Source organism: Rhodococcus sp. NPDC080181 (assembly GCF_040702225.1).
Taxonomy (GTDB): domain Bacteria; phylum Actinomycetota; class Actinomycetes; order Mycobacteriales; family Mycobacteriaceae; genus Rhodococcoides; species Rhodococcoides fascians.
In genome coordinates this window covers 1-20992 of record NZ_JBFBKN010000034.1, presented here as the reverse complement: position 1 = coordinate 20992, position 20992 = coordinate 1, and the positions used below count along the sequence as shown (strand labels likewise).

General features: G+C 63.2%; 21 protein-coding genes and 2 pseudogenes. 4 read left to right on the top strand and 19 right to left on the bottom strand.

Annotated elements, in window-relative coordinates; genetic code table 11:
* Positions 1–160: 160 nt before the first annotated feature.
* Positions 161–859 (top strand): hypothetical protein, encoded by a 699-nt coding sequence (locus tag AB0O58_RS24455; RefSeq protein ID WP_300402875.1) that lies wholly within the window; start codon positions 161–163, stop codon positions 857–859.
* Positions 860–898: 39 nt separating this feature from the next.
* On the opposite strand, the gene AB0O58_RS24450 is transcribed toward AB0O58_RS24455, so the two are convergent.
* The 14 genes and pseudogenes from AB0O58_RS24450 to AB0O58_RS24385 form a co-directional block, all read right to left on the bottom strand.
* Positions 899–2302 (bottom strand): DNA cytosine methyltransferase, encoded by a 1404-nt coding sequence (locus tag AB0O58_RS24450; RefSeq protein WP_366238916.1) that lies wholly within the window; start codon positions 2300–2302, stop codon positions 899–901.
* Positions 2299–3252, bottom strand: coding sequence for a phage Gp37/Gp68 family protein (locus AB0O58_RS24445; protein ID WP_366238926.1), 954 nt, complete (start codon positions 3250–3252; stop codon positions 2299–2301). Before AB0O58_RS24445 ends, AB0O58_RS24450 begins: the two co-directional genes overlap by 4 nt.
* Positions 3252–3440, bottom strand: a complete 189-nt coding sequence (locus tag AB0O58_RS24440; RefSeq protein WP_366238915.1) for a hypothetical protein — start codon at positions 3438–3440, stop codon at positions 3252–3254. Before AB0O58_RS24440 ends, AB0O58_RS24445 begins: the two co-directional genes overlap by 1 nt.
* Before the next feature lie 20 nt (positions 3441–3460).
* A pseudogene (locus AB0O58_RS24435) lies at positions 3461–3868 on the bottom strand (HNH endonuclease family protein); the annotation flags it as partial.
* Positions 3869–3922: 54 nt separating this feature from the next.
* A protein-coding gene (locus AB0O58_RS24430) for an IS3 family transposase (RefSeq protein WP_366238914.1) occupies positions 3923–5223 on the bottom strand; the annotation gives its coding sequence in 2 pieces (ribosomal slippage) (positions 3923–4950 and positions 4950–5223; 1302 coding nt in all).
* Positions 5224–5257: 34 nt separating this feature from the next.
* Positions 5258–5539, bottom strand: a complete 282-nt coding sequence (locus tag AB0O58_RS24425; protein WP_366238913.1) for a hypothetical protein — start codon at positions 5537–5539, stop codon at positions 5258–5260.
* Positions 5536–5856, bottom strand: a complete 321-nt coding sequence (locus AB0O58_RS24420) for a hypothetical protein (RefSeq protein WP_366238912.1) — start codon at positions 5854–5856, stop codon at positions 5536–5538. The genes AB0O58_RS24425 and AB0O58_RS24420 overlap by 4 nt, the downstream gene beginning before the upstream one ends.
* Positions 5857–6007: 151 nt before the next feature.
* Positions 6008–6652, bottom strand: coding sequence for a hypothetical protein (locus tag AB0O58_RS24415; RefSeq protein ID WP_366238911.1), 645 nt, complete (start codon positions 6650–6652; stop codon positions 6008–6010).
* A gap of 1086 nt (positions 6653–7738) precedes the next feature.
* Positions 7739–8074, bottom strand: coding sequence for a hypothetical protein (locus AB0O58_RS24410; protein ID WP_300402861.1), 336 nt, complete (start codon positions 8072–8074; stop codon positions 7739–7741).
* 28 nt (positions 8075–8102) lie between these two features.
* Positions 8103–9398 carry an AAA family ATPase gene (locus AB0O58_RS24405; RefSeq protein ID WP_366238910.1) on the bottom strand — a complete coding sequence of 432 codons (1296 nt, stop codon included), beginning with the start codon at positions 9396–9398 and terminating at the stop codon, positions 8103–8105.
* A gap of 50 nt (positions 9399–9448) precedes the next feature.
* Complete coding sequence (locus AB0O58_RS24400) at positions 9449–10651, bottom strand: hypothetical protein (RefSeq protein WP_366238909.1); 1203 nt, start codon at positions 10649–10651, stop codon at positions 9449–9451.
* Positions 10648–10836, bottom strand: a complete 189-nt coding sequence (locus AB0O58_RS24395; RefSeq protein ID WP_008720536.1) for a hypothetical protein — start codon at positions 10834–10836, stop codon at positions 10648–10650. Before AB0O58_RS24395 ends, AB0O58_RS24400 begins: the two co-directional genes overlap by 4 nt.
* Positions 10833–12092 (bottom strand): VWA-like domain-containing protein, encoded by a 1260-nt coding sequence (locus AB0O58_RS24390; RefSeq protein ID WP_008720538.1) that lies wholly within the window; start codon positions 12090–12092, stop codon positions 10833–10835. The genes AB0O58_RS24395 and AB0O58_RS24390 overlap by 4 nt, the downstream gene beginning before the upstream one ends.
* Positions 12089–13189: an ATP-binding protein gene (locus AB0O58_RS24385; protein WP_042940326.1), complete on the bottom strand. Its 1101-nt coding sequence runs from the start codon at positions 13187–13189 to the stop codon at positions 12089–12091. The genes AB0O58_RS24390 and AB0O58_RS24385 overlap by 4 nt, the downstream gene beginning before the upstream one ends.
* A gap of 18 nt (positions 13190–13207) precedes the next feature.
* On the opposite strand from AB0O58_RS24385, the gene AB0O58_RS24380 reads away from it, so the two are divergent.
* The gene (locus AB0O58_RS24380) at positions 13208–13855 is read left to right on the top strand and encodes a WhiB family transcriptional regulator (RefSeq protein ID WP_307830918.1); all 648 of its coding nucleotides are present in this window, start codon (positions 13208–13210) and stop codon (positions 13853–13855) included.
* A 639-nt stretch (positions 13856–14494) separates the two neighbouring features.
* On the opposite strand, the gene AB0O58_RS24375 is transcribed toward AB0O58_RS24380, so the two are convergent.
* The 3 genes from AB0O58_RS24375 to AB0O58_RS24365 are packed head-to-tail and all read right to left on the bottom strand — an operon-like array spanning position 14495 to position 16517.
* Positions 14495–15211, bottom strand: coding sequence for a hypothetical protein (locus AB0O58_RS24375; protein ID WP_008720544.1), 717 nt, complete (start codon positions 15209–15211; stop codon positions 14495–14497).
* A complete protein-coding gene (locus tag AB0O58_RS24370; protein WP_008720547.1) occupies positions 15211–16071 on the bottom strand; it encodes an RAMP superfamily CRISPR-associated protein in 861 nt (286 codons plus the stop codon). Before AB0O58_RS24370 ends, AB0O58_RS24375 begins: the two co-directional genes overlap by 1 nt.
* Positions 16068–16517 carry a hypothetical protein gene (locus AB0O58_RS24365; RefSeq protein ID WP_008720549.1) on the bottom strand — a complete coding sequence of 150 codons (450 nt, stop codon included), beginning with the start codon at positions 16515–16517 and terminating at the stop codon, positions 16068–16070. Before AB0O58_RS24365 ends, AB0O58_RS24370 begins: the two co-directional genes overlap by 4 nt.
* Positions 16518–16916: 399 nt before the next feature.
* On the opposite strand from AB0O58_RS24365, the gene AB0O58_RS24360 reads away from it, so the two are divergent.
* Positions 16917–17153: a hypothetical protein gene (locus tag AB0O58_RS24360; protein WP_157226218.1), complete on the top strand. Its 237-nt coding sequence runs from the start codon at positions 16917–16919 to the stop codon at positions 17151–17153.
* A 114-nt stretch (positions 17154–17267) separates the two neighbouring features.
* On the opposite strand, the pseudogene AB0O58_RS24355 reads toward AB0O58_RS24360, so the two are convergent.
* Positions 17268–18212, bottom strand: a pseudogene (locus AB0O58_RS24355) (MinD/ParA family protein); the annotation flags it as partial.
* A gap of 862 nt (positions 18213–19074) precedes the next feature.
* Here AB0O58_RS24355 and AB0O58_RS24350 point away from each other — a divergent pair.
* Positions 19075–19941, top strand: coding sequence for a phosphoadenosine phosphosulfate reductase family protein (locus AB0O58_RS24350; RefSeq protein ID WP_008720555.1), 867 nt, complete (start codon positions 19075–19077; stop codon positions 19939–19941).
* A gap of 140 nt (positions 19942–20081) precedes the next feature.
* Here the strand turns inward: AB0O58_RS24350 and AB0O58_RS24345 are convergent, their stop codons facing one another.
* The gene (locus tag AB0O58_RS24345; protein WP_042940329.1) at positions 20082–20852 is read right to left on the bottom strand and encodes a hypothetical protein; all 771 of its coding nucleotides are present in this window, start codon (positions 20850–20852) and stop codon (positions 20082–20084) included.
* Between the last annotated feature and the right edge of the window lie 140 nt (positions 20853–20992).

Genomic DNA, 20992 nt, shown 5'->3' with positions numbered 1-20992 from the left:
CAACAATTTCGAGGGCGACCCGAGACTGAGCAACAACTGGTGCCCCGCAGTTGTCCGGGACGCGGAGACGGGCGTGTATCACGTGGTCAATCACAGCGAGTACCCCGTATACGTTGCGATGAGCGTACCGCTTAGGTCATCCAGTTTGTCATACAGGCAGGTGAAACTTGATGCAGCAGAACCTGAGCACAGACTGGGTAGCCGCACATACGGCGCAGTACTCGCACAATTACCCAGAGAAGCACGCGAATCAGGAGACGCCCGCGATGAGCGCAAAGGTAATCGCTTTGCACTGTCAGAACCTGGTGCTCGATACCGCATAGCGGTTGGACCACCTCCAGCGTTTGCAGTCCATGCCATCCGCCGCCAGCGCGAGTATGTTGTGCTGGTCGACACGCCCGAAGCAGGGTCCGAAACCTCGAATTCGGATCTGATCCCGACTTTCGTACCGAACGAGCATATCGAACAGCTTTCAGCTAACGAACACATTGCTCGGGCGCTGCGCGAATGGCTACACGACGACAAGCACAAAAGCACTCTTTTTTGGTTGACTTTTCGTGAATATGAATTCATCATCGGCGGGTTCTCTAATCCTAAAATTGTCAGAAAAGGCAAAATAGAAGAGTGGCTTGGAAGCCACTCGATCAGCGAGACAGGCGTATTCAAGAATCTCCACAGACTCATGGATAAGCATTTCGACGATATCAACAAGCTCTCATGGGCCAGCGAAGATGGCCTCAATCCAGGGATGAGTCGTTGGCTGGTTGACCACCACGTACTCACTGTCTCGGACGTCACCGACTTCGACAACGAGATGAAGAAGTTACACGGTTCTGGCTGGACGTCGCTGTTCGGTTGACACCAAGGAAGCTGCTGAAGCAGTAAGTGCGAGCGGTGTTCACGAACGGTCGGCCTCTAGACTCCGAATACCAATTCCCACTAGGTCTCGCGAGGTCGGCGGTGTCACAGCGTTACCGCACATCCGGACGTCTCGTTGCTTGGTTCCCCCGGGAAGAACGTACGAGGACGGAAATCCCATTGCGCCTTTGAGTTCCGGTACGTCGAGCATCCTGAAAAACAGGTCTTCGACAGCGATCGGTCGGCGTGTGGACTTTCGATGGTGAGCGGCAGCGGGCACGACCAAGCCATGGTGGTTACCCGATGCCGTCACAGTGCAGAGAGCGTCGCTGACCGATCGCGCAGTCGAACCTCCACCTCGCAGCTCTGCGATGAACGGGGTGATCACCGCATGATGGCGGCCACCCGCGGACACGGTCGAGAGCGCCTCCGAGGTTCGATGATTCTTCGACTGGCCCCGCAGCACCGACACGAACGGCTCGAACACCGGGGCCCGCCCCTCAGACGGCCGTGGGCTTGCCTGCCGATACTCGAACAGCGTGCCCGCGGCTTCTCTCGCGTCCTCGGCATTCGGAGCTGCCCAGTACCGGTCGATGCCGGCCTGGATTCGTCCGATCGTTTTCGGCTTCAGTGGACGAGTGCGGTCCCCGATTCGCTGGCCGGTCTTGGTCCAGTCGATGATGGTCGAGGCGGGCAGCCAGTCGGGCTCGAGCACGGTATCGGCACACGCACGTGCGGGGCACCGGTAGGAGTACTGGCTGCGGTACTTGCCCACGGCCACCCCTGGGTTCTTCCAGGCCTGCAACGCACGCACAGGCCCGCAGCGAGAGCAGGTTGCCGGCGGACGGACCACGGTCTCGAAGTCAGGTGCCCGGTTGCCGGCCTTCCAGAAGCACACGTAGACGCGATCGCGGGACTGCGGCGCTGGTGTCCCGAAAGTCCATGAGTGCATCGAATTCAGACAAATGAGGCGATGTTCGTAACCGAGGGCGCGCATCGCCGCGATCCATGGCCTGTAGAGAGGCCATGAGTAGATCTCGACGACGTTCTCGACGAAGACCAATTCGTATCGGTGATACTCGGTGAACCGAACGACGTCCCACATCGTCGCCCTCGATCGCTCGGCGGCCTCGGACGGTAGGTCGTCGGACAGCAACGAGATCTGCGCGGCGAGGCGCTTGGCCCCGCGTGCATTGGAGTGCCAGGTGCATTCGGGGCTGAACCATCCGATTGTCGTGCGAGGAAACAGCTTCGGAGTGATCTGAGAGAGGTCCGCGAGGATGTGCTCGGTGTGCTGGTGGTTGTACTGGTGCGTCTCGATTGCTTTGTCCCAGTGGTTCGATGCTGCCGATACTCTCACCCCCGGGATGGAGATCATGCCGGTCGTGGATCCGCCGGCACCGCAGAAGAAGTCCGATGCCGTGATGTCGAGCGATCCTTTCATCGGCCGGCTCCGTCGGGCGTGCTGTCCCACACACGTCGGTCGAGGATCCGGCCGGCGGCCTTACAGCCGATTCGTCGAACTTCGGTGCCGTCGTCGAAGTGGTGGTAGTCGCGGAATCGGGCGATCACCTCCGCTGGTGCCCACTCGCCCCACTGCTTGAACAGGAAGGGCACATCGGCAGCGGTGCACTGGTCCCGGATATCTCGTACCCATCGCGGATGCATCGGCCGTGCCCCGCGGCCTGACTCACCGCCGACGATCACCCAGTCGAGCGCTGGTTCGAGCTCGACGCCGCATTTCGAGTCTTCGACCGGACGAAGCCCGTCGCGAGTCAGCGCTCCTCCGATTCTGCTGGGTCGTAGGCGCGTGAGGTCGATCGGTCCGAGGAGCGGTTCGGCCGAGACGAACCGAAGAGCTGCAGGCGTGTCCAGCAGCGCCCATACTCGCAGGTCTGCAGTCTTCTGGTCTTCGGCCGAGACTCCGATCCACAGGTTCGGCAGGGGCCAGCTCTGGTACCAGACATCGGCGGGACGGAAGGCTGCGACGACACCTGCGATGGCGTCGTCGACGGCGCGGCGGAAGGCATCGGACTGGAGCAAAGACCGCATCCGAGCGGGTCTCTTGGTGAGCAACTGAAAGGTGTGCTGGCGGGCGAGCGCGATCACCGCGAACACCCGGGCGATGTAGTCGTCCGGGATTGCAGGGTGGAAGAGGTCGCTCATCGAATTCACGAAGATCCGGCGCGGTCGGCTCCATCGCAGCGGCTGGTCGAGCTTGCCGGGGCGCATCTCGACGTCGAATCCGTGCTCGAAGTAGTGCCCCGGTGTGCCGCGGAACCGCTCAGCGAGGGTTTGGGCGTAGCAGTGATCACATCCCGACGAGACTGCGGTGCAGCCGGTGACCGGGTTCCAGGTTGCGTCGGTCCATTCGATGGCCGTGGCGTCGCCCATCATCGCTCTTCCGGGTCGTGGAGGGCGTCGAGGAGCTGGAATCGTAGGTCGGCGTCTATCTCGAATGAGATCCCCCTGCTGGGCAATTCGATCGTGTAGCTGTTTCGATCAGGTGTGGTCGTGATGATCCATGGGTTGGGGTGGAGCGGGACAGCGTTTGTGTCGGTGGTGGGGTCGGTTTCGGTCATGGCGTCCTCCGAACGTTGGGTCATCGGCTGCAGACGCTCGACGCTGTTTGCGCATCGGCGCTGGTGATGTCGAGGTCATATTTCGCGGCCACAGTGAGATACGAAGTGACGTAACGGCATTGGTAGGGCGTGTTGGGTGGCAGCCAGGTGTCGATTCCTTTGTCCGACTTCTGCTGATTCGTACGTCCGTCCACCGCGAGCAAGTTGACGTCCAGGTCGTTGGCGAAGGCGGTTCGCTGGTCGATCGACCAGGCCCACGCCCCTGCGTTCCACGCCCTCGCCAACGGGTACACGTGATCGATCTGAATCTTCCCGAGGTCGTCGATCGTCGATCCTGTGTAGGGGTCGTGGAGTATCCCTGCTGTGACTTTGCAGTCGCGGGTTCCGGGCTTGAACTCGACGTCGATCAGTTGGGTTGCCAGGACGTCGTTTCGAGTGTCACAGCCGTTGTGCGATCCAGGGGCGGAAGAGTCGTCGGTGAATCACCCTAGGTTTTGTGCCGCCTCCAGTTGGGGCTGATCCTCGGTGCCGAGGCCAGAGTAGTGGAGCGTTTCGTACTCGATCGGGGGCATCTGCCCGATGCTCGAATGTAACCGTCTGTTGTTGTACCACTCGACCCAACCAGCGGTCGCGTACTCGACATCGGAGAGCGTTTTGTACGGCCCGGAATGGAAGATCGTCGTGCGGATGCACTCGGTCTTGTACAACCCGTTCGCTGATTCGGCGAGGGCATTGTCGTAGGCGTCCCCGACCGACCCGATCGATGCCGCGATGTCCTCGAGCTTGAGCCTTTCGGTCAGCATGACCGATGTGTACTGACTGCCAGCGTCCGAATGATGTATCAGCTCAGCAGCTTTCACTGCATGACCCTCCCTCTTGCGTTGCCACAGGGCCATCCGAAGCGGGATCGTCACCAGGTCCACAGTCTTCGACGTCGATGCATGCCAGGCGACGATCCTGCGGGAGAACACGTCGATGATGAACACCACGTACACCCACCCGGCCCATGTTCGGCAATATGTGAAGTCGGTGACCCACACTCGGTTCGGTTCAGCAGCGCTGAATTGCCGATTGAGCAGATCGGTGGCCCGAACACCGTCGGCCGATGCGATGGTCGTCCGGATCCCTTTGGATCGGCGAATACCGTTGTGGCACAGTACCTTCATCGCTCGGTCGACCGCGCCATAGGACACCCCGGGAAGTACGGTCCGGTCGAGATGTGCGTGCATCTTCACCCTGCCGTACAACCCTTCCGGTGTCATTTTCCGGCGGCCGGCCTCGTCGGTGTGCCACACCGCCCCGCGCACCGCATCGACGACGTGGGCGTCGGAGACAGTGCGCGCCGCGGGCTTGCGTGAACGCCATGCCCGGTAGGTTCTCGCGGCGATCTTGCAGCCCTGATCACGCAGGACACGGCAGATCGACTCGACCGCATAACCGTTGGCGCGCAACGTATCTATGAAGTTCATGATCATCGGTTGCGGGGGTCGAGTTCCCCCGCGAAGAAAGTCGTTGCGGCTTTCAGAATCGCAACATCCTCGCGGAGCTGCTTGTTCTCGGCTTTCAGTTTTTTGATCTCGGCGGATTCCTTCGAGGTAGTCCCGGTTCGAGCTCCAGCATCGACTTGGGCCTGAACTGCCCAGCGTCGTACGGTCTCGTGGCCGACCCCGACCTGCTTGGCTATCGCCTCGGCGGCCGCTGTCAACGACGCGTATTCCGCACCGTGGTCCGCGAGCAATCGCAGGGCCCTCGCACGGACCTCCGGATCGATTTTCTTGGGCATGTGCTCATCCTTCCTGACTCAGAAGGAAGCGGCATCAAACCTGGGGTGATTCATCGGTCCACGCCGGGCCGAACACGCACCCTGAGCCCTTCTTGCAGGATCGGTCGTATCCATCGACGTCTGGGAGCGAGTCCACCGTTTCGAGCTGAGCGAGGAGCTGCGCGATGGGTACGGGCGTGCTCGCCGCAGTTGTGTCAGCGGTCTGGACCACCGCTGGTCGTGAGAGCGGATCGGCGTGCGTTCCGAACGTGTACGTCCCGACCGCGAGTACGGCCATCACGATGGGGACCGCGATGCGCCGTCTACGCGCGCTCATCGAACCGCCTCCGCCTGCAAGTCGGTATGCCCGCAGCTTCCGCGCCGATTACCGTCCGAGTGATCTGGCCACCGATGCAGTAGTGCCAGGGTCAGCGCCGAGAAGGCAGCGAGCAACGTGCCGGCCAGGGAGACGACCAAGCTGACGGTGACCAGGTCCTTCACGATCGGCAGAGCCCCGTTGAAGATCGCGAGCATGCCGACGACGTAGCCGACACACGCGAGCGCAACAGTGCGAGCCTCGCGGCGGGCATCTTCGGCCGCGAGGTGGCGCTCTACGTCGTGGATGGCGCACTCTCGACCAGATTGTGGGTCCATCAGGGAGTCCTTTCGTAGTGAGCGCGGTGGCAAACGCAGTCCTGTACGGGGTAGATAGCGTGGAGGTGAGGTCTGTGACAGCTGGCCACTGAATCGCAACCCAGGAGAGTTCTCCTGTGGCTGCACCGTGCGGGCGATATGCGACCGGGTGTCACAAGCGTTGCGAGTTCGGGGCCGTCGGGTACTGGTCTAGTGGCCGGTCGCCGGGATGGACCGGGCCGACGTTGCGACGCCACGGCCCGGTCAGGTAGTCGTAGTGCTCTTGCGTGAAATCGGAACCGATCAGATCTCGTGCGACCAAGCCTCGGCCGACATCGCGGGCAGCGACTCTGGCAGCCCCGCGGCCGAGGACGCCGAGCAGATTCATCGTCGCTGTGAGTTCGTGACGCCGATTGTCGCCGCAGGCCGCTGTGTGGGCAGCGTGCGTCGCCATCCGCCAGCGGGGTGCGCACCACCACGCGGCGCTGACCGTTTCCGGCGCCGTCTCCAGAAGATCGGACTCGACGTCGAGGGTGCGCGCCAACGCGAAGACCTGACGCCATTGTGAGCCGAAGACCACCTCGAAGACGTGAGCTGTCAATTCATGGGCAGGAACTGTCGGCTGGAAGCGGTCGGTGGCGGTCGGGGTGGTAGCGAAATACGTCTCGGACAGACCGTGTTGCATCCGGCGATGGACTTCGCCGGCGATGGCCCGGTATGCCCTGCTGTTCGGGTTGCAGCCGGTACTGCCGGCAGGTTGTGCATGCGGTGAGAGGCGGACCGCCGGCGGCCGCGTTGTCGAGCTCGAAGATTTCATGGGTACTCCCGTTTCTGTGGGACAGATGGTCGGTCTGTCGATCAATTTCTGACTGGTCTCTGTACCGCTATGCGACCAAAAACGCGGCTCTATTTCACTCTGCTACTTCACTTTCCGATCTTTCAGTGCCGTCCAGCCAGTCACCGATCCTGCCGCGGACGGCGTCGCCACCAGGAGGATCGTCGTAGGCGTCTTCGAGCGCTCCCCGCGCCCCGGATGAGATGACCGCGAGATCGCAGTCACGTGTCTCGACCCAGTCGCCCCACGTCCACCCCCTTCCTGGTCGATATGAAATTGCGTCGCTGCTGCCGGAACACCGTCGACGAAGACTTGCGTGTGGGTAGGTCCGTCCGGATCGCGCACGACGATCACCTCGATCCGCGGTGCCGGGGCGAACTCTCTCGTCACGATGTCGCACCGGCCAGACGCTCCGGTCTGTCGAACTCCCCTGCCGCCCGACTGTTAGAGCTCACGATTCGGTGCCGGCGGGAAACATCCTCTCTCGGCGGCCGTGCCCTCTGAACGGGCTTGGCATCCATTGCGCCACTGCGCCGTCGAAGCAGCCACTCGATCCCAGTTGCTACAGCACACGCCGAGCAAGAAGCGGCGAACACCATCGCTACACGGCGCGGATCTCCGTCGATGGCGGCATGGTCGGTCCGGTGTAGCAGTGCAGCCCAGGCCAATCCGGCAAATGCAGCAAAAACCGCCAACACTCCCGCCGCACCACGCGCTACGGCCAGCGCGCAGTATCGCGGCGAACCCGAACTGCTCGCAGGTCCATGATTCCTACCGTCGATCCGGACGAGGACTCTCATATTCGACACACCTCTGCTCTTCTCGGAAGTCGGATGGTCAGTCCGCTCATCTGGTGAAAACGGCGACAACAACGAAATGGTCGACGCCGCGGCTTTTGTGGAACCACCCACCAAGCCGATACGCCAGGACACTACCCACCGGACCCGGAGTTTGCTAGGGCTCAGCAGCGAAAACGTCCCCGGCGCACCCAGTGCCGGGGACGGGCCTGGGGCGAGCAGCGACCCGGCGCAAATCGAACGCCGTTCACTCCTCTCCCCAAGGCGTCCCCTACTCGGTCCCGTACAGCTCGCAGCGGTAGTGGTCTTGACCGCGTTCGTCCACGGCGTCCCAATCGACGCCGACGGCGTCGGCAAGGTGCCGCAGGTCGCTCAGGAAGTCTCCGAACACCGTTGTCAGTTCCTCGGTTTCGAGGCCGATCGGCCTGGCGTATGCGATCAGCCCTTCGGCAGCGTTGGCCGCTCGGACACCGTTGTCCCGGCTTTGGGTATCGAGGGTGTAGCCGATGCGCGGACGCTCGCGTCCCTCGACCGATGCGCGGAGTTCTTTCGGCGTCTCGATGCCGGATAGTCGCTCGGCCCTGTACTCGATATTTGTGTCGGACATGTTGTGTGCCTTTCTTTTTGGGGGATCGCTACACGATGGTCGTGCAGTGCAGTGCGGCCATCAGGCCGGTGTGGGTGGCGTGAGCCGGGGATGGTTCGGCGTGTTCGAGGACGTGGGCGGTGGCGTCATCGATGACCACGGTCATGTGGGCTCGGTGGCGGGTGAGCATCACGCACGCTCTGCCGGGGTCGAGATTGAACGGCTCGGCTGTCCGGTACCCGGCAAGCGGGTGCAACACGACAACGGCGGCGCGTTCGAGGCCTTGCAGAGAGTTTGCGGTGCCGACCAGTACGTCGGGGTGATCCGAGAGCAAGGCCCGGACAGCCGCAGCCTGCGTGACATGAGGGACGACGACAGCCAGGTCCGCCGCTGTCATGGCCCGCTGTCCGTCCGGTGTGCTCACATCGGCGTCCAGCAGTTCTCGCGCGCGCTGGGCGCACTGTGTGGCCAGGACGGGGTCGGTTGGGCCTCCGATGACCCGCACTGGCCGATGCGCGAGTTCGGGCAGGTCGGGGCCGCTGGACTCGGTCAGATGCTCCGGTGGGCGACGGGAAGTGAAAGGCAGGCCGGGGTAGAACAGCGGTTGAATGAGGGCCGTTGTCCTCGCGCCGAGACGCCAGGTGTGTTGCAGACGGACCACGCCGACCGAATCGCCGTGAGCTGCTTGCAGAGCGAGGGGGGCAGGCAGGTTCGGTGCGGTCTCGCTGCCCTCCCACCGCGATACGTCTCCGGTGACCACCGGAGCGATCTGTCCGGGGTCTCCGACGCAGACGACCTGTCGAGCCATCGCGCCGAGCGCCCCCAGATCGGCGTAGGTGCATTGCCATGCTTCGTCCACGATCAGCACATCGGCACCGATTCGGTCCGGGTCCGAGAACAGCCACCGCGCCGTGGTACCGATGAGAATTGCGCCAGTGTCATTCGGCCACCGCGCTTTTCGTCCTGTCACTACGGGCGTGCTTCCACTGTCGGGGAGGGGTGCTTTCGCCTTCCAGATCAACGCTGCTCGATCTGTCAGCGCGCCGAGCCGACGTGCGATTTCCACGGCTTGTTCTCGGGTTTGCGCCGCGATACCCACCCGGAGGTCTGCGCGATGGGCCAAGGCGGCGGCGAGCAACGCGACCAGTCGAGTCTTTCCTGCGCCCGGTGGTGACGGGACGACGACGGCGGGGTCTCCGGACCACACGGAGAACAGCACGCGTGCAGTGATCGGGTCGGCCATGATCTGCGATCCGGGCCATTGGGCGGGCGACGACGGTTCGGTTCCCCTGAAAGGTGTTGCGTCGGATTTCGGGGTGTCCGTTTGGGGTGCGACGAAACGCATTGTTGTGCCGTTCTTCTTCTAATGTGTTGTCAGTGAACATTTTTGATCCCCTAGTGATCACGGGCATCCTCTGCACCCGCTATCAGGACATCCAGCGGGACTTCGCGGCGCACGGCGCTCGGGGCTTGTCCGGTCGAAAGCCAGGAACGGCGAGCGCGGTACAGATTCCAGTACCTCGCCCGTCCTGCTCGCATCGTCGCCGGTGAAGGCGGTTGGGGCATCAGGGTCACCTGGTCTCCGTCGTTCGGTGCGTGCGCTCCGACCGAGCCGAGACCGAGCGTCAGTTTGCCGTTGACCACCTGTGCGGACGTGACGTCGGCAGAGAAGCGCTCGAAGGGTTGATCGAGCGGTGATCCGACCCATCCCGTAACTGCCGAATCAACCCGCATCCTCGAGTCCAGCCGGTCGCAGGTCACCGACACCGAAACGTTGCGGCGGCGTGAACCTGTCGGCGGTGCCGCCACCGATGCGATGCCCTGGGCCACGCGTCCTGTATGCAGCGCACGTACTCGCCACAATGGATCACTCAGCAACGCAGCGGCTTTGAGGTCGGCGGCATCGCATCGGGTCCGCAGTCCCATGGCTGCACTAGCCGAGTTGTCCGGCCGTGACCAGTCGTGGCCCGCAGTCGCAGCCGACAATGTCCGATCCCAGGAGTATCGGTCATCGTCGTGTATCGAATCGAGAAGCGGCAACAGCGATCCCGTTGCGATGCACGCTGCCCACTCATGCAGGCCTGCGACACTCTCGTCGGTAATGCCGAGCCAGGACCGCCATGTTCGGGCCGCTCGCTCGGCGTCGGGCGCAGTGCCGAGGACCAGACGCGAGGACGACGCAGCAACCAGATCGATCACCGCCGACGTTCCGGGATGGTCGGCTCGATCGGCCCACCATCCGATCATGGCGGCAGCCCCCGCTATGTCCGGATCAGGGTGGTGGGCGTGCGCACGCGCCAGGGCCAGCAGGCTCGGTATCGTCCCGGCGTCATCGGTGAGCAGCATGGCCGGTTCAGCCGTACCCACCGTCGTTGCCCCGTTGCGAGCGAGCAGGGCCAGAGCCTCGGTGTCGTGCGCGGACTCTTCGGTGCATCCATCTCGAGCGACGGACACGGCCAGCGTTGTTCCTCGCGTGACCGCACGCACGGCGACGGCGGCTCTGGACGGCTTGAAGGTGGCATGTGCCAGCCGAGGGACCGGTTGCATCTTCTCGGCGGCGTAGAGGCGTTGCGCGAGGTCGAACCACTCCACGCTCATCGCGCGTCACCGTCGACGAGGATCGCGGCGTTGCTTGCGCAATTCCACCCTGCGCGCAACGCCGTTGTGGCTGCATCGGCCGCTGCGCTGGCGACGACAGCGCGGATATCGGCGGCTGCGATTCCAGTGCCGGTGAGCACCCTGTCTGCGTACTTGAGCAGTTCCCCGGGTCCGGTTTCGTTCATCGCGTGGCCCCCGATCCGACTGGCACGTGCACCGTCGATGCCCATGCCGGTGTGCCGCCCCTGCCCTGGACGCCGCCGATGATTGCGCACACCAGGTGCGACCTCGTGGGCCGGTCGGGCCAGGGTGTATCGCCATCGGTCAGCACCACGACGACGTGGGGTGCAGGGCGCGCAGCGTTGGCGGCGGCGATTCCCACCCTCATATCGGTTCCGCCACCACCGACCAACGTCACATCAGCGACCGATCGTACGTGTTGTGCCGTAGTGGATTTGGCGTCACACGCCAGAATCCGAACCCGGTCGCGTGCGATGCCACCAGCTTTGAGAACTCCCGCCACTTCGCCCATCGCGGCATCGAGGTCCGCGCTCGTCATCGACCCGGACGTGTCGATGACGAGCGAGACCGTGATCGACGGCCCACGCATAGCCGGGGCGACGATTCCGGGAATGCGACGGCGGGAGGGACGGGAGTAAGAATAGTTCGTCCTACCCGCCTGCTCTGCCAACGCACGCCGAATTACGGCCCGTAGCAGCCGATCCCACGCTACCGTGGGCGGGGCGAGAACGTCAGCTGCCCACCGGACCAGTCCCGCCGGGGCACTACCCCTACCGGTACCAGATGCTTCGCGAACTGCCTGCGCGACGGATCGGCGCACCAGGTCCGCTTCCGCATTGTCCAGCCCCTCCGTGATCACTTCTCCCGAGCCGATGAGTTCGCCGGGGACCGCAGGGCACCCCGATCCTGATCCGCATCCCGGATCGCCCTCAGCGCCAGCGAGTTCGGTGACAGTCTGATGCGCAAGCGGGTCACGCAGGTAGTCGTAGTACTGCTCGGCTGTGTCTCCGGAAAGGCAGCCGAATGATTGAGGGGTGATCACCCCTTCGGGCAGGCCGACTCCCGCAGCCAACAGGTCGTCGTTGATTTCGGCGTCGGCCGCGAAGTTCCACACCAGGTGATCGATGGGCTTCGCCAGAGCGGCGGCGCGGTCGGCGTGTGCCCGTAACAGATGCCCGACCTCGTGCAGCAGCACTGCACCGACCATCGGCACCGGCCACGCGCAAGGCCCGACCAACAGATCCGGGTCCAGGTACAGCCGCCACCGGGCGTCGACCGCGAACGTACCCAGGCTCGGTGCCGCCACGGGTTGCGCTGCGAACAGAGCGCGCATGAAGTACGGCATGTGTTCGGCCGACACCAGCCGCGCGAGTCGGAACGCTCGCATTTCAGCCGGTTCGAGCTCGCGCACGCCGCTCATGCAGCTGCCTCGACCAAGCCCGCTGCCACCAGCATCGGCGCAAATCGGCGCGCGCTGGCCGGAACGGAGGCCTTCGCGGGTCGCGCTTTCGCCAGAGTTCGTGCCGCAGCCCCGGCTACGTCGGGCGCTCCTGCCTCGGCGGCGGCGATCAGCGGACCCCACGCGTTGCGCCACGCTTCGACGGTGCCGCGCGAGGCCGCCCACGCCGTCACGCCGGACAGCACTGCCCACACCAGATCAGGGCGCGAGCGCCAGTCGAACGCTGTCTCGGGGTTTTCGATCACGGCTACGGGGTCAGGGAGGTCGGCATTGCGACGCCATTCGAGGAACTCGACACCGGTGCCGTCTCCGATCAGACCGAACACCACCGCGTTGGTCGCGGCATTGTCGTCGTCACGAAGATGCGGCAACACCTTCGCGAGCATCGACCAGGTGCGCCGAGACGGCCATGCTCCCCCTGTCTGCACTCCGACCTTCGGGAACGCATCGAGCGCCTCGGGTGCACGCTGGATGTACCCGATGATGGAACTGCGCACCAACGCCTCTCGCTGCTCGTCGGTGGTCACCGCACGCGACGAGGCGGTGCTTGCCCATCCTGTCGCCATGCCGTCGAGCCATTCATCGACAGACGGCGTGAACTCGATGTGGCAGAAGCGGTTTGCCAAGGGGGCCTCCAACTCGTACCCCCCTGCCGCGCAATCGGGCGGATTCGCGCCCGCGATGACCCGCGTTCCTTTCGGTAATTGCAGATCACCCACCTTCAAATCCAGTGCGACTGCCAGCATTGCCGCCTGAACGGCCGGTGGGCTCGTGGTCAGTTCGTCCAGAAAGAGGTAGCCCCCACCCTCGGCATGTAGTCGTCGCGCCCAATCCGGGGCCTCCAACCTCACACCGCTCTCACGGACAACCGGCAATCCTGCGAAGTCGGCAGGCTCCCGCAAGGACCCCAAGACTGTTTCGCACAACACCCCTTCGGATGCAGCAAGTGCTCGAACCAGGCTCGATTTGCCCATACCTGGACCTGAGATCAGCAAGGACGGGACACCCGCCCTTCCGCACGCGTCCACAACAGTTACCGCAGTCGCCAAATCCGGCATTGAAAAGCTCCTCGAAAGATGGGCAAGATGGTCAGTCTCACCAACAACAGAACGCCTCAATCATACCGCGTACAAGCGCATTTCACCCGCCGTAGCGCCTTCCGATGGTCCCCGGCGCACTCGGTGCCGGGGACCATCGGAAGGCGGGGCTCAATGCGCACCGTCCGAAACGTGCGCTGCGTGAAGTGTCCGGGTCCCTCGATATCGTCGAACCCACTCGAAAGACCGGGTCGTCCGAAAGAAAGGATCCAACACGTGGACTCACTCGATACAGCCATCGCTGCGCCATCGACCGTGACGGACGAAGTTCCGTCATGGCACTCGGACGCGTTGTGCGCACAAACCGACCCCGAGGAGTTCTTCCCGCCCCCGGGTGGAGCAACCAGCAGAGCAAAGCGGGTCTGCGCAGAATGCCCCGTCAGAGCTGCTTGCCTCGACCATGCACTGACATACAATGAACAACAAGGCATTTGGGGCGGAAAGACACCACGAGAGCGCCAAGAGCTGCAGCTCACCACAGCCGCAGAGCGCGGGCCTACCAGGCAGCAACAACAGGCGCTCACGATAGCTACGCTCTCGGCCCAGAACGTCCCAGCCGAGGCCATTGCAAACCAGCTCGGACTCACCACCCGTCAGGTGTACCGAATACGCTCCCGCACAGCGTGAGCCAATGCGCGTGTTACCGGTCAGACCTGACTGGCGGTGCCGACGCGTCTGCAGCTCACCAGAACTCTCTGTCGTCGACCATCCACAGCACGTCAGGGCGTGGAGTGGTATTCCTCCAACGCTTCCAAGCAGAGGGCTTGCTGGCACCGGTCATGCTGGCGATATCGGTAGTCGTGGCACCCTTTACGGCTGCCTCGAGGGGGGGGCAGCCTCAGACACATGGGCTTTAGAAAACATCTCGAGCAACGAGGCCACACGTAGTTCGGAAAGCGCAGTCTCGCGGGCACGAGCAGCAGGATCGTCACTGTCGTTCGCGATCACCAGGCCGTATCTCCGACAGATGTCTTCGAGCTGTTCGCGGAGTTCGATTGTTTCCCGAGGAGTGAGTCGGCGCATGCGGTCACCCGTGGTTGATCGTTGAAGCGTCTCGACTTGCGTCGCTCCGCGTTGAAGGCTTCTCGTCGCGGGAGACGTCTTCGCCGGCGAGAAGGTCGGCCAGGACGACCGCGCGTGCCGCATGGGCCAAGATTTCGGCAGGTAGCGGTGGACCATCGAGGGTTCGGATTCGCATGGTTGTCAGTATGGCGGCCGGTACCGACAAGTTGCTGTCCCGCAACACTTCCGGGGCTAGCTAATGGGTCAGTGGGGCGTCCATGGCATGCATACCTCGCGCATTCTCGATCGGTGCATATGCGGTGGCCGTATCGCGCCTCGGCCCACACCGCCTGTTTCAACTGTTGGCCTGCCCTGCAGGCAGATGCGTGGGCTCAGGCGACCGAGGTGGCCGTTGGGATGGAGATGGCCGGCCGACCAGGCATCGATGTCGACGGGCTGCACTTCCCATCTGAGCACGTGCCCCTCGCCCTGGCTGCGCTTCTTCCCGATCGCATCGATCGAGGCCAGCGTTGTGCTCACTCGGTCGATGTCGCCGACACCTCTCCAGAGCACAGTCCGCGTGGAGGTCAGCAGGAGCGGCATTTGGCGCGCGCGATACCGGCCCTGTCGGTCGGAGATGACCGACGGTCGGTACCTCGCGAGTTGCTCGAGCGCACGGTGGTCGGGACGGCCGCTCCAGTGATGAATCTCCGGGGCGTCGGTCCCGTCCTCGGGATAGGCACATGTCGCGTACCAATGCCAGTCGTCACCTCCCGCCAGAGTGCATCGAGCGAGTGGTAGATCCAGATCGGCCGGGACCTCGTCTGGGCCCGCTGCTTCGAGGTAGTTTCCGCGATCGCGCGCCGCGGCTTTCTCGTCTTCCCACATCTCAGATGCGAGCAGTCCATCGAGGCTGGTCGCCCACGGGGCTGCATGCGCAAGTCCAGTCGCCAGGTGTGCTCTCACCTCGAACGGTGTCATCACGTCAGCGCCTCCATTACTGCTAGCGCCTCGTCCCGGTGCTCACGAAGGTGGGCACGCCAGTCGAGCTCGTTCGGCTCGTCGCCGGCGAGGAGGGTCCGCTTGAATCTAGTGCGAACCAGGCCGTGCCCGATCGCTGTACGCCCGCCGATGGTTCCGGATTCTACGAAGGCGTCAACGACGTCGGCGAAGAACGCCGCGTCCAGATCGGTCGCGCGATCGAGACGCAGGAAGGACTCGAATCGTGTACCAGCAGGCAGTGTTTCGATCTCGTATCGCATCAAGGAACTGCCCTCGACCGAGGCTTCGTCGGTTCGGGCGACTGTGGGAAAGTCATGATCGGTGGAATCGTCGAACCGGCTGTACCGTTCGAGAGCCATCGTGTCGAATTGGCTCAGGACAGCACGGTCTGGTGCGGGCCGGGTCATGAGGTGGTCGGTTTCGAGGACGTGTGGGATGACTTTCCCCACGCGGAGACAGCCGTCGATCATCCGCCCGCCACCGCTGCCTCCGAACACGCTGATCTGGGGGTTCAATGCCCGAAGCCGATGGAGCCGTTCGCCGGACAGTGGCTCTCCGGTGACCTTGGTCAGGCTGCCCCCGTTCCGGAGTGTGTGTGCCGCGGACAAGCTGAGAAGCCCTTCGTATGCCAGGGCGTCCCGCAACAACTCCTCACCGATTCGGCGGAGCGCGCCTCGGAAGGAGTTGCCCGACACTATCGGCACCAAGGCCGCGGACCCGTTGGGCTGCAGTATCTTTTCGCGACGGAACAAGGTGGTTGTGGTAGCGCTGTGTTCACCGCGGTGCGAGATCGCCGAGACCGCTGTGATGTCGAGCTGCCAGCGCAGGGTTGAGGTCACTTCTGCCTCCTGGGCGATGTCGCAGCCTTCGTGGTGGACCGGAGCGCTTGAACAGCCTCTGCCACGATTCGCGTTCGGAGAACGAGAGCAGTGGTGTTTTCCCGCAACAAGGTCAGAACCGGGATCGAGTCCTCGCGCAAGAGGACCGATAGTTCGAGGCGCTGTTCCTTCGTCGACGGCGCTGACTCGAGATCAGTCGCCACGGTGCTCCACCAACGATCGAGGTCGGCTCCACCGGTGTAGGTCGCGACCCGAACTCGGTCTGGCAGATGATGGTCCCAGTACAACTCCCTTCGGCGGCCCACCCACCCGGTATCCCAGTTGATCCCGTAGTGCAGGAGCAGCAACAGTCGTTCAGCTGTGGCCGCAGCGCCTGTGACCGGCGGCAGAAAGTTCGCTGCGTTCAACCAGGTTTGGGTCGGCGTCGCAGCTCGGGTAGGCGTCATGCCGCCCCCCTTTTGGACGTTGAGGCCGTCGCCGCGAGGTCGAGATACACAGTCCGCTCCCGCCAGGGGCCAAGGCGGTCCCAATCCGCGAATACCGACGACCACGCACGATGCGGAATGGCCTTCAAGGTGCCGAATGCTGGCGCTGCGCGCGCAAGAGCTGTCACGGAAAACCCGCGCCGTCGCAATCGGACGACTGCACTCAAGCGTTCCGCGTCGTACTCGGTCCACGGAAGCGCAACGTCATCGACTGCTACGCGGCCCCACAGAGCATGAGGGAGAACATGCTTACGCCCGGGACGTAACGGGACCACGACGGCAGAAGTTGAAGAGATTGCCGTTCCGAGAACGCTACGCAAGCGGGTCTTGGACAATTTGGTCGCGCACGGAGGGTCACTGGTGACCAGCATGAGATCCGAGCGAAGTGCCGTGGTCGAGTACACCCAGACGCAGACGCGGCACATCGTGGGAGCTGCGACATCCACCCACCCGTCGAACCCTGTGAACGTTCTCGACACAGTCTCACGCACTCGCCGGCCGGCACCTTCTGTCGCGCGCCCGCACCTCGCGCACGCGGTGTCACCCGGAACCCCGGCCGACACCCACGAAACCGGGGATCCTGTTGCGGCGACGTAGGCAGTCGTCACAACATCGAGTAACGCACTGCCCCTTGATAGTTCGACCATCTCTGCACTATATCGGTGCCCCCGGACACTACGGACAGGCCAACTTTCGCCGACATGGTCCGACTCACCAAGGAGTCGGACCGGATGTTGGCGCGTGCCGGCCGACGTTGGGAGGAAAGTCGTCGGCCAGCAAAGCGGCTAGCTCCACGAACGCGCGTTGCGCAGGCTTGCCCAGCAACTCGAGATCGATTGTGTCCCCTTCGGCGAGGTGGTCGTCGTACGGAACTACCTGCACGGCACGAGTCCGCTCGGCGAAGTACGACTCGAGCTGCTCGATATCCAGGGCCGTCGAGCCCTTCCGCGATTCGTTGATGACCACGACGGTGCGTTTGACCAGGTCATCGAAACCGTGTCGCGAGAGCCATTCGAGGGTCGCCCCCGCGCTGCGTGCCCCATCCTTGGCAGCGGACGAGACCAGGACCAACGCGTCGGCTTCTTTGAGTACTCCCGCCATCGCCGAGTTCATCAGACCAGTGCCGCAATCGGTCAAGATGATGTTGTAGAACGATTCGAGGATGCGCAGTGCGGCGATGTAGTCGCGCTCGTTGAATGCTTCCGACACAGACGGATCACGTTCGCTTGCAAGCACTTCGAGCCTGCTTCGCGCCTGCGAGGTGTAGATTCGCACATCCGAGTAGCTGTGTACTGCTTTGTCTGCCAGTAGATCTCGAACTGTGCGGTCGCTGTCTCGGTGAATACGGTAGGCAAGAGTTCCGAAATCCGGATTGGCGTCGTAGGCAATGACGCGGTCACCACGCAGTGCGGCAAAGGTCGATCCGAGACCTGTTGTCGTCGTGGTCTTGCCGACCCCACCCTTCATCGACAGGACTGCGATCTTGTAGTTCCCTCGGACCGGTTGACGCACTCGCCGAGTGAGTTGTTCGTACTCGAGTTCGGCGGGCGACTGACCGGGATTAGCGGTGCCGAACGAGAGTCGGTAGAGCCATCGTCGCCAGCCCTTGCTCGGCGGCAATTGGGCACGTCGGATCAGTTCGATCTCATCGATCGACCGTGGCGACGCAGCAGGGGCAGCTGTCGGCACGGTCGCACGCTCCGGCGCTACGAATTGAACAGGCTGCGAGGTGAAGGGGCGACGAACTGTCACTGCCTGAGAGTCGGGGACGGCACTCTGCTCCGGGCGAGCCACCGGTGCTGAACTGCTGTTCGACTCGTCACCGAGCCACTCCTTGGCGGACTGCGCGGATCCACTCTGCGCTCGGCGTGCCGGCTCAGACGATGCCCGGTCCGGTATGGGCGGGTGATCATCGTCGGCTCGTGGCGGCCACGGGATCCTCGCGGACCGGAGAGCATCTGTGTCTGCCTGCCTCTGGGTCGAGGTGTTGGGCACGTCGTTTAGCCGGTCATTCGGTGCGAGTTCTGATGCGACATCAGGTGCGTTTTTTGATGGGTTTTTGGACGCACTTTCTTGCACCCCTTCATCCGCGTTGTCGGATGCGATTCGAGGTGCGTCGATTGGCACGAACTCACTGGCTGGGGGGAGTTCCCGGTCTGCCGACTGCCCGCCAGAGCGGTGGACGGGGGCTTGATCCTGCCCAGTGGGGCGATCTCCTGACTGCACTTCCGGGCCAGAGGCGACCGGCTCCTCGGTCGATTTGTGCGCCGCCGACGGATCGACTACCCACCGGGGCAGCGCGCTGCCTGTATCGGACTCTGCGGGACTCATCGGTCGCCACCTCTTCCTCTTACTCATTCAACGGACGATATCCGGGCGAACATAACACCGACACCGGACACCTCGAACACCCCAAAAACTGCACCGGAGGCGACCGCATTGAAGCGGGCGTTCACCCGTTTTGTGCCGAAGCGGCTGAGTAGTCGAGGTTGAAACTGTCCATGTTCCGACTATCGTTGTGGCGGTGCGCAGCAACGATTTCGACGGTCTCGATCTCACTCACTTACGGTCCCTTCGATCCCCGCGGCATAACATTTCGGCGATCATCGACCGTGTCGGAGAACACCTCGATAAATTCGACGGCTATGTCGCATTCAGTGGCGGAAAGGACTCGGTGGTTGCTGTTGATCTGGCCCGCCAGGCCGATCCAGATGTCCCGGTGGCATTTTTCGATTCCGGCCTCGAATATCCCGAGACCTACGCCTACGTCGAGCAGATTGCGACGAAGCTGGGACTGGACTTGCATATCATTCGCGCTGAACCATCACTGCTGACGGTAATGGCCCGGACCGGGGAATGGGACCATCGCGGCATCCCATCGGCTCACGTGCCCGTACAAGGGTTCGAGACCTTGATCGCGCAGCCGGCCCGAACAGCACATGCCACGTTCGGCGACGGAGAAGTCTGGGGTGTGCGGGCAGATGAATCCAGGAAAGGGACCGGCAGGTGGTCGATGTACTACTCGGCTCTCGCACGTGAGATCCGCGAACGCTGCCAGGGCACGAGCTGCTGCAGCAGCAGAGCCGAGCAGCGTCTACACCACGGGGGAACGATTCGACGCGCCGATGGAACCGTGGCGTACGGGCCAGTGTGGGATTGGTCGGCGGCTGATGTTCTCGCGTATTCGCACCGGCACCAGCTGCCGACCAACCCTGTCTACGCCAAGCTGGCCGCCTTGGGCGCACCTGCAGCGAACCTACGCGTGTCGCACATTCTCGACGGGAATTTCCTCGAATCGGGCAAGATCACTCGCCTCCGTCGCGGTTGGCCAAGCTTGTTCGAGGAGATCGCCGCAGCGCTCCCTCGAATACGCGAATTCGTGTAGATCGCCATATCGACTGTGCGCGTGTAGTATTGCCGACACTGAGATTGCACAGGGTGAGTCGGAGGCACACCACACGGTGGCCTCCGACTATTTTTTGCGTCGAGCCAGAGCCAGGAGATCTCACATCGGCCGATCGGCGGTCAGATCACTCTCACCTGCGTCGGGTCACGTTTGTCGGAGAGGTGCCAGAAGAACTGCGTCCGCAGTTCACGCCACCTCGTGATGATCTCATCCAACCGCTCCTGCGACTGTGGGTGCGCTAGCTCAGCTGTGGCCTCGCTCAGCCACGGTACGAAGTGCCGCTCCGCCTCGCGTCCTCGCGCCGAGCTCGACATAAAACCCTCGAGGCCCGCGCCCGCCAGATCTGCTCGAAGCAGTCGCACCAACTGGCGCTGAGTGATCGTCCTCGGCTCATCGGACAGCGACGGGCTCTGCTCGGCGGCCTTCCTCCGATGCTTCAGCTCGTACTCGCACCGATGAGAGGCTGCATCGATCACCGCAAGAGCTGTATCGGTGTCGATACCATCGGGCAAACGTGCAATGACCTGTGCTACTTGCGCTTCGATGGGTGCCCAACCTTGATGATCACTCGACCGATACCACCAGGTCATTACTGCCGCGTGATCCCATGCCGCCACCATTCTGCGCTCGAGCTTCGGCAACGCACCGACTGCATTGCCGATCGCAGACAGCTGATCGCGGCAACGCGCCCGCGCTGCGTCCGCGAGTAACCGGTCATCGTCGCTGTCGGTGATCTCAGCGATACGCACCAATTCCTGCTGCTGAGCCAGCGCAACTCGCGCCTGCGTCACCAACGCCGCGGTCTCGGTTCGCGCTGATTGCAGCGCGAACCGTGTTGACCGACGACGGGAAGGAGACCAGGGCACCCGAAGATTCATCACGCTGTCCATGATGCCAAAACCCTCGACTCAATTGCACGAGCTACATCGGCACTAGGGACTGTCTGAATAACGGTTGATCCGGTCCTTGGTTCGACACGCCGAGCTCAGCTTGGTGGGAAGGATCGACGATGACCGAAACACTGGATCCC